This is a genomic window from Streptomyces sp. BE20 (assembly GCF_036322525.1).
GTDB lineage: Bacteria > Actinomycetota > Actinomycetes > Streptomycetales > Streptomycetaceae > Kitasatospora.
Genome location: NZ_JAQYWW010001090.1, coordinates 147,801 through 161,979, shown reverse-complemented (window position 1 = coordinate 161,979; position 14,179 = coordinate 147,801). Strand labels below are relative to the sequence as shown.

11 protein-coding genes are annotated in these 14,179 nt (G+C 72.1%); all 11 read left to right on the top strand.

Features of this window, described 5'->3' with window-relative positions; all coding sequences use genetic code 11:
- Positions 1-15: 15 nt before the first annotated feature.
- A complete protein-coding gene (locus PUR61_RS32210; RefSeq protein WP_380358329.1) occupies positions 16-444 on the top strand; it encodes a response regulator in 429 nt (142 codons plus the stop codon).
- Positions 445-517: 73 nt separating this feature from the next.
- The gene (argS, locus tag PUR61_RS32205) at positions 518-2,179 is read left to right on the top strand and encodes an arginine--tRNA ligase (RefSeq protein ID WP_329883030.1); all 1,662 of its coding nucleotides are present in this window, start codon (positions 518-520) and stop codon (positions 2,177-2,179) included.
- Between the two features lie 86 nt (positions 2,180-2,265).
- Complete coding sequence (gene lysA / locus PUR61_RS32200) at positions 2,266-3,660, top strand: diaminopimelate decarboxylase (RefSeq protein WP_329883029.1); 1,395 nt, start codon at positions 2,266-2,268, stop codon at positions 3,658-3,660.
- A 138-nt stretch (positions 3,661-3,798) separates the two neighbouring features.
- Positions 3,799-5,091 (top strand): homoserine dehydrogenase, encoded by a 1,293-nt coding sequence (locus PUR61_RS32195; RefSeq protein ID WP_329883028.1) that lies wholly within the window; start codon positions 3,799-3,801, stop codon positions 5,089-5,091.
- 9 nt (positions 5,092-5,100) lie between these two features.
- On the top strand, positions 5,101-6,198 hold the full coding sequence (gene thrC / locus PUR61_RS32190; RefSeq protein ID WP_329883207.1) for a threonine synthase: 1,098 nt from the start codon (positions 5,101-5,103) through the stop codon (positions 6,196-6,198).
- A gap of 340 nt (positions 6,199-6,538) precedes the next feature.
- Positions 6,539-7,474 (top strand): homoserine kinase, encoded by a 936-nt coding sequence (gene thrB, locus PUR61_RS32185; protein ID WP_329883027.1) that lies wholly within the window; start codon positions 6,539-6,541, stop codon positions 7,472-7,474.
- Positions 7,475-8,106: 632 nt separating this feature from the next.
- Positions 8,107-10,224, top strand: coding sequence for a transcription termination factor Rho (gene rho, locus PUR61_RS32180; RefSeq protein ID WP_329883026.1), 2,118 nt, complete (start codon positions 8,107-8,109; stop codon positions 10,222-10,224).
- Between the two features lie 181 nt (positions 10,225-10,405).
- Positions 10,406-11,629 carry an LCP family protein gene (locus tag PUR61_RS32175; protein ID WP_329883025.1) on the top strand — a complete coding sequence of 408 codons (1,224 nt, stop codon included), beginning with the start codon at positions 10,406-10,408 and terminating at the stop codon, positions 11,627-11,629.
- Positions 11,630-11,777: 148 nt separating this feature from the next.
- On the top strand, positions 11,778-11,999 hold the full coding sequence (gene rpmE / locus PUR61_RS32170; protein ID WP_030057539.1) for a 50S ribosomal protein L31: 222 nt from the start codon (positions 11,778-11,780) through the stop codon (positions 11,997-11,999).
- A 139-nt stretch (positions 12,000-12,138) separates the two neighbouring features.
- Entirely contained in the window at positions 12,139-13,215 is a 1,077-nt protein-coding gene (prfA, locus tag PUR61_RS32165; RefSeq protein ID WP_329883024.1) for a peptide chain release factor 1, read from the top strand.
- Positions 13,216-13,273: 58 nt separating this feature from the next.
- The gene (prmC, locus tag PUR61_RS32160) at positions 13,274-14,140 is read left to right on the top strand and encodes a peptide chain release factor N(5)-glutamine methyltransferase (RefSeq protein ID WP_329883023.1); all 867 of its coding nucleotides are present in this window, start codon (positions 13,274-13,276) and stop codon (positions 14,138-14,140) included.
- Positions 14,141-14,179: the final 39 nt, after the last annotated feature.

Sequence of the window (14,179 nt, the reverse complement as noted above, 5' to 3'; positions counted from 1 at the left end):
GGTGAGGTGTCGGGAGTGTCCGGGCGGGTCCTCGTGGTGGACGACAGCGAGGTGATCCGTCAGCTGATCAGGGTCAACCTGGAGCTTGAGGGCTTCGAGGTGGTGACCGCCGCCGACGGTGCCGAGTGCCTGGAGGTGGTCCGCCGGGTGAAGCCCGACGTGGTGACGCTGGACGTGGTGATGCCGCGGCTGGACGGCCTGCGGACGGCGGCCAGGCTGCGGGCGGCGCCGGGCACGCGGCGGCTGCCGATCGCGATCGTGAGCGCCTGCACGCCGGCGGACCTGGACCTGGGGGAGTCGGTCGGGGTGGACGGTTACCTGGGCAAGCCCTTCGACCCGGCGGACCTGGTCGCGCTGGTGCGGCGGCTGAGGGAGCTGGGCGACGGCGCCGGGGAGGCGGCTGGATTTCGCCCTCAGCGAACAGACGGTATCGATCGGGGCTGAGCACGGCGCCCGGGCGTCTCGACCGGCAAACCGAGTGGCGGACGCCCCTCCCACCTCGCCTACGCTTGGCGTCGTGACCCCCGCAGAGCTTTCCCAGGCAGTCCAGGCCGCAGTGAGCGCCGCCGTCGAGGCGGGCGAGCTGGCCGTCGCCGTGCCCGAGCACGTGACGGTCGAGCGGCCCAAGAACAGGGACCACGGCGACTACGCGACCAACGTGGCCCTCCAGCTCGCGAAGTCGGCCGGCCGGCCGCCGCGAGCCGTGGCCGACCTGGTGGCCGCCCGCCTGCGAGAGCTGCCCGGGGTCGCCAAGGTCGACATCGCCGGGCCGGGCTTCCTGAACATCACCTTCGACGCCGCCACCCAGGGCGAGCTGGCCCGCACCATCGTCGAGGCCGGCGCCACGTACGGGCACAACGACGCCCACAAGGGCCTGAAGATCAACCTGGAGTTCGTCTCCGCCAACCCGACCGGGCCGATCCACATCGGCGGCGTCCGCTGGGCCGCCGTCGGCGACTCGCTGGCCCGGGTGCTGCGCGCCACCGGCGCCGACGTCACCACCGAGTACTACCTCAACGACGCCGGCGTGCAGATCTCCAAGTTCGCCGGTTCGCTGAAGGCCGCCGCCAACGGGCTGCCGGTGCCGGAGGACGGCTACGTCGGCGAGTACATCGCGGACATCGCCAAGGCGATCGTGGACGGCGTGCCGGGCGTGCTCGACCTGCCCGACGCCGAGCAGCTCCAGACCTTCCGCACCGAGGGCCTCAAGCTCATGGTGGCCGAGATCCAGCGCTCGATGGAGGAGTTCGGGACCCACTTCGACGTCTGGTTCTCGGAGAAGTCGCTGCACGACTCCGGCGCCGTCGAGAAGGCCATCGAGCGGCTGCGCGAGCAGGGCCACGTCTTCGACCAGGACGGCGCGATCTGGCTGCGCACCACCGACTTCGGTGACGACAAGGACCGCGTCCTGGTCAAGGCCGACGGCGAGACCACCTACTTCGCCGCCGACGCCGCGTACTACCTCTCCAAGCGGGACCGCGGCTCCGAGGTCTCGGTCTACATGCTGGGTGCGGACCACCACGGCTACGTCAACCGCCTCAAGGCCATCGCGGCCTGCGCGGGCGACGACCTGGACCGCAACATCGAGGTCAAGATCGGCCAGTTCGTGAAGATGATTCGCGACGGCGAGGAGGTCCGCATGTCCAAGCGGGCCGGCAACATCATCACGATCGACGACGTCGTCGACTGGATCGGCGTGGACGCGGCCCGCTACACCCTCGGCCGTACCCCCACCGACTCCACCATCACGCTCGACATCAACGTGCTGACCAGCCAGACCAACGAGAACCCGGTCTACTACGTCCAGTACGCCCACACGCGGATGTGCGGTGTCGCGCGCAAGGCCGTCGAGCTCGGCGTCGACAAGGGCGCGGCCGCCGACTTCAAACCCGAGCTGCTCGCCACCCAGTGGGAGAACGACATCCTCGGCGTCCTCGGCGAGTTCCCGAAGGTCCTGGCCACGGCGGGCGAGCTGCGCGAGCCGCACCGGGTCGCGCGGTACCTGGAGGTCCTCGCGGGCAAGTACCACCGCCTGTACGAGAACTGCATGTTCCTGCCCAAGGGCGACGAGGAGCTCAACGACACGCACCGGGCCCGGCTCTGGCTGGTCGAGGCCACCCGCACGGTCATGGCCAACGGCCTCACGCTCCTGGGCGTGACGGCGCCCGAGCGGATGTAGCACCACCCCCAAGCGCACAGCGGGGGCGGCGGACGGTCAACGGGGACCGTCGCCGCCCCTCGCCATAGGTCAAGGACACAAGGGACATGAGTCGCTCCGCACACCCCGCAGGCCCCCGGCACGGTGACGTGCTCCCCGAGGGCCACTACCAGGCCCCGCCGGCCGACCTGAACGCGCTCGACCCCAAGGTCTGGTCGGAGACGGTCGCCCGCGGCGCCGACGGCGTCGTCACCGTCGCCGGCCTCGACGTCAACCGGATCGCGGCCGAGTTCGGCACCCCGGCCTACGTCCTGGACGAGGCCGACTTCCGCTCCCGGGCGCGCGCCTGGCGGGACGCCTTCGGCGACGACGCGGACGTGTACTACGCCGGCAAGGCGTTCCTCTCCAAGGCGGTCGTGCGCTGGCTGCACGAGGAGGGGCTGAACCTCGACGTCTGCAGCCCGGGCGAGCTGGCGGTGGCGCTGGGCGCCGGGATGCCCGCCGAGCGGATCGCGCTGCACGGCAACAACAAGTCCGTCCACGAGCTGGAGCAGGCCGTGAAGGCGGGCGTCGGCCACGTCGTGGTCGACTCCTACGAGGAGATCGAGCGCCTCGCCGCGATCGCCGCCCGCCAGGGCGTGCGCCAGCAGGTGCTGATCCGGGTCACGGTCGGCGTCGAGGCGCACACCCACGAGTTCATCGCCACCGCGCACGAGGACCAGAAGTTCGGCCTCTCGCTCACCGGCGGCGCGGCCGCCGAGGCGGTCCGCCGGGTCCTCGCCCACGGCGGGAGCCTGGAGCTGCGCGGCATCCACTCGCACATCGGCTCGCAGATCTTCGACACCGCGGGCTTCGAGGTGGCCGCCCGCCGGGTGGTGGGCCTGCTGGCGGAGATCCGCGACGAGCACGGTGTCGAGCTGCCCGAGATCGACCTCGGCGGCGGCCTCGGCATCGCCTACACCAGCGACGACGACCCGCGCGAGCCGGCCGAGATCGCGGCCGCGCTGGCCGGCATCGTCCGCCGCGAGTGCGACGCCTCGGGCCTGCGGGTGCCGCGGCTGTCGGTCGAGCCGGGCCGGGCGATCGTCGGCCCGACCGCCTTCACGCTGTACGAGGTGGGGACCGTCAAGCCGCTGGAGGGCCTGCGGACCTACGTCAGCGTGGACGGCGGAATGTCCGACAACATCCGGACCGCGCTCTACGACGCCGAGTACTCGGTGGCCCTGGTGTCGCGCACCAGCGACGCGGAGCCGATGCTGGTCCGGGTGGTCGGCAAGCACTGCGAGTCCGGCGACATCGTCGTCCGGGACGCCTTCCTGCCGGCCGACCTGGCCCCGGGCGACCTGATCGCGGTGCCCGCCACCGGCGCCTACTGCCGTTCGATGGCGAGCAACTACAACCACGCCCTGAAGCCTCCCGTGCTGGCCGTCAAGGACGGTGCGGCCCGGGTGATCGTCCGGCGCGAGACGGAGGAGGATCTCCTGCGTCTCGATATCGGATGACGAAATCCTTGTCTCAGATCATGGAACGACCGTAGATCCGTACGGAAAGTCCCGGAGACTGGTACGGACCGAAGGTCCGGCGGGGGCATGAAATCCCGCCGGACGAACCGAAGCACGATGAATGCAGAGCGGAGTCGGATGATGCGTACGCGGCCGCTGAAGGTGGCGTTGCTGGGCTGTGGTGTGGTGGGCTCCGAGGTGGCGCGCATCATGACGACAGACGCCGCCGACCTCGCCGCGCGCATCGGCGCGCCGGTCGAGCTCGTCGGTGTCGCGGTCCGCCGGGCGGGCCGTCCCCGGCCGGGCGTGCCCGACCACCTGATCACCACCGATGCCGAGGCCCTGGTCAACCGGGGCGACATCGACGTGGTGATCGAGGTGGTGGGCGGCATCGAGCCGTCCAAACACCTCATCCTGTCGGCGTTCCGGCAGGGCGCCTCGGTGGTCAGCGCCAACAAGGCGCTGCTCGCCAAGGACGGCACCGAACTGCACGCGGCGGCGGCCGAGGCCGGCGTGGACCTCTACTACGAGGCCGCGGTGGCCGGTGCGATCCCGCTGATCCGCCCGCTGCGGGAGTCGCTGGCCGGTGACCGGGTGAACCGGGTGCTGGGCATCGTCAACGGCACCACCAACTTCATCCTCGACAAGATGGACAGCACCGGCGCCGGCTACTCGGAGGCGCTGGAGGAGGCCACCGCGCTCGGCTACGCCGAGGCCGACCCGACGGCCGACGTGGAGGGCTTCGACGCCGCCGCCAAGGCCGCGATCCTGGCCGGTATCGCCTTCCACACCAAGGTGACCGCGGCGGACGTCTACCGCGAGGGCCTGACCGAGGTGACCGCCGCCGACATCGCCTCCGCCAAGAAGATGGGCTGCGTGGTCAAGCTGCTGGCGATCTGCGAGCGGGCGGCCGACGGCGAGTCGGTCACCGCGCGCGTCCACCCGGCGATGATCCCGCTGTCGCACCCGCTGGCGTCCGTCCGCGAGGCGTACAACGCGGTGTTCGTCGAGGCCGAGGCGGCCGGACGGCTGATGTTCTACGGCCCGGGCGCGGGCGGCGCGCCGACCGCCTCGGCGGTCCTCGGCGACCTGGTCGCGGTCTGTCGCAACAAGCTCGCCGGTGCCACCGGCCCCGGCAACTCGGTGTACACGCAGCTGCCGGCCAAGCCGATGGACGAGGTGATCACCCGCTACCACGTCAGCCTGGACGTCGACGACCGCGCGGGCGTGCTCGCCCAGGTCGCGTCGGTCTTCGCCGAGCACGGGGTCTCCATCGACACCGTGCGCCAGCAGGGCCGCGACGGCGACGCCTCGCTCGTCGTGGTCACCCACCGGGCCACCGACGCCGCCCTGTCGGCGACGGTGGACAAGCTCCGCGCACTGGACAGCGTGCGCGACGTGGCCAGCATCATGCGGGTCGAAGGGGAGTAGGAACAGATGATGAGCGGCGTTGCCGAGAACGCGGCCAGAGGCACCCACACCCACCAGTGGCGCGGCCTGATCGAGGAGTACCGGGACCGCCTGCCGGTCAGCGAGGCCACCCCGGTGGTCACGCTGCTGGAGGGCGGCACCCCGCTGGTTCCCGCCCAGGTGCTCTCCGAGCGCACCGGCTGCGAGGTCTACCTCAAGGTCGAGGGCGCCAACCCGACCGGGTCCTTCAAGGACCGCGGCATGACGATGGCCATCTCCAAGGCGAAGGAGGACGGCGCCCAGGCCGTCATCTGCGCCTCCACCGGCAACACCTCGGCCTCCGCCGCCGCCTACGCGGTGCGGGCCGGGATGGTGTCGGCGGTGCTGGTCCCGCAGGGCAAGATCGCCCTCGGCAAGATGGGCCAGGCGCTGGTCCACGGCGCCAAGATCCTTCAGGTGGACGGGAACTTCGACGACTGCCTCACCCTTGCGCGTGAACTGTCCGAGAAGTATCCGGTGGCGCTGGTCAACTCGGTGAACCCGGTTCGCATCGAGGGTCAGAAGACCGCGGCCTTCGAGATCGTCGACATGCTCGGCGACGCGCCGGACATCCACGTCCTGCCGGTCGGCAACGCGGGCAACATCACCGCGTACTGGAAGGGCTACCGCGAGTACGCGGCGGACGGCCTGGCCGCCCGCACCCCGCGGATGTGGGGCTTCCAGGCCGCCGGCTCCGCCCCGATCGTGGACGGCGCCCCGGTGCTCAAGCCGCAGACCATCGCCACCGCGATCCGGATCGGCAACCCGGCCTCCTGGGACTACGCGCTCGCCGCGCGGGACGAGTCGGGCGGCCTGATCGACAAGGTGACCGACCGTCAGATCCTGTCCGCCTACCGGCTCCTGGCCTCGCAGGAGGGCGTCTTCGTGGAGCCCGCGTCGGCCGCCTCGGTGGCCGGTCTGCTGGCCAAGGCGGAGGCCGGCCTGGTCGACCCGGGCCAGCGGATCGTCTGCACGGTGACCGGCAACGGCCTCAAGGACCCGGACTGGGCGGTGGCCGGCGCGCCGCAGCCGCAGATCGTCCCGATCGACCCGGAGACCGCCGCGCAGCGCCTCGGCCTGCTCGACTGACCCGCGACCGAACGCCGGGCCGACCCTTTCGGGGGTCGGCCCTGCGTCGTTCTCGACTGACACTTTTGTGTCAATTCCACGGCGCATTCCGATCCGATTCCGGCATGGATTCCGGCCAGAACCGGCAACACACCAGACGGAAGGCCCACGGGGTGTACCGCTGTGGAACCTCTCTTCGATACTCTGGGTTCGGCCGTGTGGCACATGCCCCGGGTCCGGCCCCACCGCGGGAGCCGCACCATCGACTGTGACCGACCGCCCCGGCCGGGGCCCGCGGCCCCCTCCCACCCTCGCACCGACGCGCTTCGCGCCGCCCGATTTCCCCAGGAGAGTCCACCGCATGGCCGGTCCTGCGTTCCGTGCCGCCGCCGTCCGGGTCCGGGTCCCCGCGACCAGTGCCAACCTCGGCCCCGGCTTCGACGCCTTCGGACTCGCGCTGGGTCTGTACGACGACGTGGTCGTCCGGGTCTCCGACTCCGGGCTCTCCGTCGACATCGCCGGTGAGGGTGCCGACAGCCTGGCCCGCGACGAGCGCCACCTCGTGGTCCGCTCGATGCGTGCCGCCTTCGACCGTCTCGGCGGCCAGCCGCGCGGCCTCGAAGTGGTCTGCGCCAACCGCATACCGCACGGCCGCGGCCTGGGCTCGTCGTCCGCCGCGATCTGCGCCGGCATCGTGGCGGCCCGCGCCGTCACCATCGGCGGCCCGTCCGCGCTGGACGACGACGCCCTGCTCGCCCTCGCCTCCGAGCTGGAGGGCCACCCGGACAACGTCGCGGCCTGCCTGCGCGGCAACTTCACGGTGGCCTGGACCGAGGAGGACACCGCCCGGGCGGTCGCCCTGGAGCCCTCCGACCAGGTCGTCCCGGTGGTCTTCGTACCGGCCACCGAGGTGCTCACCGAGACCGCCCGCGGCCTGCTGCCGAAGACCGTCCCGCTGGCCGACGCCGCCGTCAACGCGGGTCGCGCCGCGCTGCTGGTCGAGGCCCTGACCCGGCGCCCCGAGCTCCTGCTCGCCGCCACCGAGGACCGGCTGCACCAGGACTACCGGGCCTCCGCGATGCCGGACAGCGCCGCCCTGGTGGGCGCGCTCCGCGCGGAGGGCGTCGCCGCGGTGATCTCCGGCGCGGGTCCGACCGTGCTCGCGCTCACCGACGAGGCGGGCGTGCAGAAGGTCCTGTCCTTCGCCGAGGGCCACGGTTCCGGCGGCCCGGTGTTCGCCGCGCACCGGCTGGAGCTCGACCGGACCGGGGCCACGGTGCTCCCGCTCGACGTCTGAGCACCCGTTCGGAGCGGGCCCGGACCGGTGCGCCGGAGCCGGGCCGTCCGGACACGATTGGCAAGCGCAAGGCTGGGGAATGTCTGAGGGGGTCGGTAGTGTTAACCTCATTGCTGCACCAGGTGCCCTCCGGGGCTAGGTGCGCCGCGTCCCGATCCCAGCACTCCGCACCAGCGGAGTCCCGGCGATATACGGGGCGACGATTCTCCGGGAGCCCACCGCAGCGCGTACGCAGCCTGCCTGCGCGACTTGCGGCCGCATCCCGAAGCCGTGACGGCACCTGACTCCCACCCGCGGCCTCCCACCTTGAGGCACAGGACGGGCGGAGCACGGGCCACCGTCACGCGACGGGGGCCCGGGATTCGCAGGCAGCGTGGGGAAATCTCCCCGCCGAAAGCTGGGGTGGGGGTACCACCCGGCCGAAGGCTGGGGGCGGGTCGACGTTCGACCGTTCCACCACGCCACTCAGCACCACCGTGCTTCATGCACCGCACCTCGCAGCTCTCCCCCGACCGGCACACCGCCATCCGGGGGATCACCGCCTCGGACCGACGCAGACGAGCGTTGGTCAGGACAGCACAACCGGTCGCCGAGCCAGACAGGCCGACGTCCGCTCCAGGGAAGGACCCTTAGTGAGCGACACCACCGATCTGATGGGCGCGCGCCCGGACGCCGAGGCGTCGGACGCAGCCGCCGCCCCCGCGGCTCCGGCGCGACGCCGTCGTACCGCTGCCGCGGGCCTGGACGGCATGGTCCTGGCCGAGCTGCAGAAGCTCGCCGCGGACCTTGGCATCACCGGTACCGGACGCATGCGCAAGAGCCAGCTGATCGAGACCATCAAGGAGAAGAGCGGCGGAGACCCGCTGCTCGCCGGCGCCGGGACCGCCGCCGCGGCCGCTCCGGCCGCCAAGCGCGCCGCCAAGGCCGAGGCCGCCGAGCCGGCCGAGAAGCCCGCCCGCCGCACCAAGGCCGCCGCCGCTGCGGCGGCCGAGGCCCCCGCCGCCGCCGAGGCGCAGGCCCAGATCGAGATCCCGGTCCAGGCCGCCGCCGAGACCGCCGCGCCCGCCCGGACCGAGCGGACCCGCCGCCGGGCCACCTCGGCCGCCGGCGCCCCGGTGGCCGAGGCCGCCGAGGCGCCCGCCGCCGTGGCGACCGAGGCCAAGCAGGCCGAGGCCCGCCCCGAGGGTGCCCGCGCCTTCGAGAACCGCGAGGAGGGTCGCAGCGAGACCCGCCGCGACCGTCGTGACCGCCGCGGTGGCCGCGAGGCCGGCGAGCGCGAGGGCCGCCAGGAGGCCGGCGAGGCCCAGGCCGGCCAGGACGGCGACGGGCGCGAGTCGCGCCGCGACCGCCGCAACCGCCGGGACCGTACCGAGCGCCCCCAGCAGCAGGGCGCCCAGAGCACCCAGGGCGACAGCCAGCAGAGCCGCCCGAGCGGCGGCCAGCAGGCCCAGCCGCAGCAGGTGCAGCAGGCGCAGCCGCAGGGCGGCTTCGACGACGACGAGTTCGGCGACGGGCGCCGTGGCCGGCGCGGCCGCTACCGCGACCGCCGTGGCCGTGGCAGCAGCCGCCGCGAGGGCTTCGAGGCCGGCCCGGCCGAGCCGCAGGTCGGCGAGGACGACGTCCTGATCCCGGTCGCGGGCATCCTGGACATCCTCGACAACTACGCGTTCGTGCGGACCTCCGGCTACCTGCCGGGCCAGAACGACGTCTACGTCTCGCTCGCCCAGGTCCGCAAGAACGGCCTGCGCAAGGGCGACGCCATCACCGGTGCGGTGCGTCAGCCGCGCGACGGCGAGCGCCGCGAGAAGTTCAACGCCATGGTGCGGCTGGACTCCGTCAACGGGATGGACCCGGAGAGCGGCCGCGGCCGCCCCGAGTTCAACAAGCTCACCCCGCTGTACCCGCAGGACCGGCTCCGTCTGGAGACCGACCCGGGCGTGCTGACCACCCGGATCATCGACCTCGTGTCGCCGATCGGCAAGGGCCAGCGCGGTCTGATCGTCGCGCCGCCGAAGACCGGCAAGACGATGGTGCTGCAGGCGGTCGCCAACGCGATCACCCACAACAACCCCGAGTGCCACCTGATGGTCGTCCTGGTCGACGAGCGTCCGGAAGAGGTCACCGACATGCAGCGGTCGGTGAAGGGCGAGGTCATCTCCTCGACCTTCGACCGCCCGGCGGAGGACCACACCACGGTGGCGGAGCTGGCCATCGAGCGCGCCAAGCGCCTGGTGGAGCTTGGCCACGACGTGGTGATCCTGCTGGACTCGATCACCCGTCTGGGCCGTGCCTACAACCTGGCGGCGCCGGCCTCCGGCCGCATCCTGTCCGGTGGTGTCGACTCGACCGCGCTGTACCCGCCGAAGAAGTTCTTCGGCGCCGCGCGCAACATCGAGAACGGCGGCTCGCTGACCATCCTGGCCACCGCGCTGGTCGAGACCGGCTCGCGGATGGACGAGGTGATCTTCGAGGAGTTCAAGGGCACCGGCAACATGGAGCTCAAGCTCGACCGGAAGCTCTCGGACAAGCGCATCTTCCCGGCCGTCGACGTGGACGCCTCCAGCACCCGCAAGGAGGAGATCCTGCTCGGCAGCGAGGAGTTGGCGATCGTCTGGAAGCTGCGCCGGGTGCTGCACGCGCTCGACTCGCAGCAGGCGATCGAGCTGCTGCTGGACAAGATGAAGCAGACCAAGTCCAACGCCGAGTTCCTGATGCAGATCGCCAAGACGACCCCCGGGTCCGGCGACTGACCGTCGCGAGACGGTTTCTCGACACGGAACCCCGGCCCGCGCGAGCGGGCCGGGGTTCGTCGTGTTCCGGGGGCTGCGGGGTCTCCGGAGGTTTGTCGGGAAGATCCATTTCGGTGGTTTGTTCCAGAGTCGGGACATCTTGAGGTCTTTACAGCATCTTGTCCGATTTATTCTGGATCGTATGGCCGAGCACAAGAGGGTTCCGAACCGCCGCCGCAGGCTCCTGCGCGTGGCCGCGTGTGCGTTCGCCGCGCTCGTCGTCCTCGGGGCCGGAGCGGCCGGCTACGCGTACTACCGACTGAACGCCAACATCAAGAGCGTCGACATCGACGCCCGGCTGGGCACCTCCCGGCCGCCCACGGCCACCGACGGGTCGTTCAACCTGCTGGTGCTGGGCTCGGACTCGCGCGCCGGCGGCAACGGCGGCCTGGCCGGCGGCGACGCCGACGGCACGGCGCGCTCGGACACCGCGATGGTCGTGCACGTCAACCAGGACCACTCGCGCGCCGACGTGGTCTCGATACCCCGCGACACCCTCGTCCCGCGCCCCGAGTGCACCGACGCCGGGGGGCGGACCACCCCGGCGGCGAAACGCGCGATGTTCAACAGCGCGTACGAGACCGGGGGCGCGGCGTGCGCGGTGAAGACCGCGGAGCAGATCAGCGGGCTGCGGATGGACCACTACGTCGAGGTGGACTTCGAGGGCTTCGCCCGGGTCGTGGACGCGATCGGCGGGGTCACCGTGACCACCGCGGTGGCCATCCGCGACAAGGACAGCGGGCTGGACCTCCCGCCCGGTGAGCACCGCCTCGACGGCGAGCAGGCGCTGGCCTTCGTCCGCACCCGGCACGGCGTCGGGGACGGCAGCGACCTCGGCCGGATCGAGCTGCAGAAGCAGATGGTGCGCTCACTGCTCGACCAGGCCGGCGGGGCGGGGCTGCTGACCAACCCGGCCAAGCTCTGGTCGACCGGCGACACCCTGACCCGCAGCATCACCACCGACTCCGCGCTCGCCTCGGTCAACTCCCTCGTCGGGCTCGCCGAAGAGCTCAAGGGCATCGGGCCGGACCGGCTCACCATGGTCACCCTGCCCGTGGTGACCGCGCCGAGCGACCCGGACCGGGTGGTCCAGCAGCAGCCGCAGGCCGACCAGGTCTGGGCGGCCCTGAAGGGCGACCGGCCGCTGCCGTCGGCGGTCGTCGTGGCGCAGCCGCAGAACCCGGCGCAGGCCACGCCCACGGCCACCCCCACCGGCGCCCCCAAGGCCCCCGTCAAGGGCCCCGCCGGCCCCACCGGCCGCGCCAAGGCGCCCGGCGCCACGGCCACCGCCCCTGCGACGGCTCCCGCCGGTGCCCCCGCGGGGACCGCCACCGGGACCGTCCCGACGGCTCCCGCCCGGCGGTGAACGCGCCCGGCCGGGGGCCCGGAATATCCCGGAACGCCCCCCGGTTTGGGAAGAAGCGACCCGTCCTGGCAGACTGGTCCGTCGGTCCCGGTTCACGTGCGGCGTCCCAGCCGCCGACCCGGTGCCCTCCCGAACCTAGGAGAACCCCTTGAAGCCCAACGTTCACCCCGAGTACGTGGTCACCCGTGTGACCTGCACCTGCGGCGCCGAGTTCACCACCCGCTCGACCGAGACCAGTGGCGAGATCCGCGCCGAGGTCTGCTCGCAGTGCCACCCGTTCTACACCGGCAAGCAGAAGATCCTCGACACCGGTGGCCGCGTGGCCCGCTTCGAGGCCCGCTTCGGCAAGCAGCACAGCGCGAAGGCCTAGCGCTCCCTCGGCGCCGGTTCCCGGCGCCCCCGTACTCGTTCCGGGGGCGCTGGGGACCGGCGCCGTTCGCGTCCCCCCGCACCCTCGGTCCGCACCCGCGGCGATCCCACCCACCCACCCCCGGGAAGAAGGCCACCCCATGTTCGAGGCAGTCGAAGAGCTCCTCGTCGAGCACGCCGCCCTCGAGACGAGGCTGGCCGACCCGTCCGTCCACGCCGACCAGGCCAACGCGCGCAAGCTGGCCAAGCGGTACGCCGAGCTGACCCCGATCACCCGGGTCTTCCGGGAGTGGAAGCAGGCCGGTGAGGACATCCAGGCCGCCCGTGAACTCGCGGCCGAGGAGCCGGAGTTCCTGGCCGAGGTGAAGGACTCCGAGGCCCGCCGGGAGCAGCTGACCGAGGAACTGCGGCTGCTGCTGGTCCCGCGCGACCCGAACGACGACAAGGACGTCATCCTGGAGATCAAGGCGGGTGAGGGCGGCGAGGAGTCGGCGCTCTTCGCCGGTGACCTGCTCCGGATGTACCTGCGCTTCGCCGAGCGGATCGGCTGGAAGACCGAGATCATCGACTCCAACGAGTCCGACCTCGGCGGCTACAAGGACGTCTCCGTCGCCGTCAAGACCAAGGGCAGCACCGAGCCCGGTCAGGGCGTCTGGGCCCGGCTGAAGTACGAGGGCGGCGTGCACCGCGTGCAGCGCGTGCCGGCCACGGAGTCGCAGGGCCGCATCCACACCTCGGCGGCCGGCGTGCTGGTCACCCCCGAGGCGGAGGAGGTCGAGGTCGAGATCGTGGCCAACGACCTGCGGATCGACGTCTACCGTTCGTCCGGCCCCGGCGGGCAGTCGGTCAACACCACCGACTCCGCGGTCCGGATCACCCACCTGCCGACCGGTATCGTGGCCTCCTGCCAGAACGAGAAGAGCCAGCTCCAGAACAAGGAGCAGGCGATGCGCATCCTGCGTTCGCGGCTGCTGGCCGCCGCGCAGGAGGAGGCCGAGCGGGAGGCTTCGGACGCCCGTCGCAGCCAGGTCCGCACGGTGGACCGTTCCGAGCGGATCCGGACGTACAACTACCCGGAGAACCGCATCTCGGACCACCGCACGGGCTTCAAGTCGTACAACCTGGACCAGGTCCTGGACGGCGACCTGAACGCGGTGATCCAGTCCTGCGTCGACACGGACGCGGCGGCCAAGCTGGCCGCGGCCCAACAGAACTGACACCTGCGGCAGCGAGACCGACGTCGAGGCCGGAGAGCGGAAGCAAGAGGTCGTACGGATGAACCTGCTACTCGCCGAGGTGGCCCAGGCCACCCAGCGGTTGGCCGCGGCCGGCGTGCCGTCGCCGCGCTTCGACGCGGAGGAGCTCGCCGCACACGTCCACAGCGTCAAGCGCAGCCAACTGCACACGGTCAAGGACGCGGACTTCGACGCCCGCTACTGGGAGGCCGTCTCCCGGCGGGAGGCGCGCGAGCCGCTCCAGCACATCACCGGGCGGGCGTTCTTCCGCTACCTGGAGCTGGCGGTCGGCCCCGGTGTCTTCGTACCCCGGCCGGAGACCGAGTCCGTGGTCGAGTGGGCCATAGACGCGGTCCGCGACATGGACGTGGCCGAGCCGCTGGTGGTCGACCTCTGCTCCGGATCCGGCGCCATCGCGCTCGCCCTGGCGCAGGAGCTGCCGCGCTCCACCGTGCACGCCTTCGAGCTCGACGAGGGCGCACTGCCGTACACCCGGCGCAACATCGGGGCCTCGCCCGACCGCGCCCGGATCACCCTGCACGAGGGTGACGCCACCCGCGCCTTCGAGGGCGACCACGGCTGGGACGGCCGCTTCGACCTGGTCATCTCCAACCCGCCGTACATCCCGCTCACCGAGTGGGAGTACGTCGCGCCGGAGGCCCGCGACCACGACCCGCAGATGTCGCTCTTCTCCGGCGAGGACGGCCTGGACACCATCCGGGGCATCCAGCGGGTCGCCGCCAGGCTCCTGCGCCCGGGCGGCGCCGTGGTGATCGAGCACGCCGACACCCAGGGCGGCCAGGTCCCGTGGATCTTCAACGAGGAAGCCGGCTGGACCGACACCGCCGACCACCGCGATCTGAACAACCGGCCGCGATTCACCACGGCGCGCAAGGCGTCGCTGTGACCGCGTCCGTCCACGTGATGAGTTGTCTCGGAAGGGGAC

Coding starts and splice junctions, on each gene's coding strand:
- prmC (WP_329883023.1), top strand. CDS start 13,274: ATGAACCTGCTACTCGCCGAGGTGGCCCAGGCCACCCAGCGGTTGGCC.
- thrB (WP_329883027.1), top strand. CDS start 6,539: ATGGCCGGTCCTGCGTTCCGTGCCGCCGCCGTCCGGGTCCGGGTCCCC.
- PUR61_RS32175 (WP_329883025.1), top strand. CDS start 10,406: ATGGCCGAGCACAAGAGGGTTCCGAACCGCCGCCGCAGGCTCCTGCGC.
- lysA (WP_329883029.1), top strand. CDS start 2,266: ATGAGTCGCTCCGCACACCCCGCAGGCCCCCGGCACGGTGACGTGCTC.
- prfA (WP_329883024.1), top strand. CDS start 12,139: ATGTTCGAGGCAGTCGAAGAGCTCCTCGTCGAGCACGCCGCCCTCGAG.
- PUR61_RS32195 (WP_329883028.1), top strand. CDS start 3,799: ATGATGCGTACGCGGCCGCTGAAGGTGGCGTTGCTGGGCTGTGGTGTG.
- thrC (WP_329883207.1), top strand. CDS start 5,101: ATGAGCGGCGTTGCCGAGAACGCGGCCAGAGGCACCCACACCCACCAG.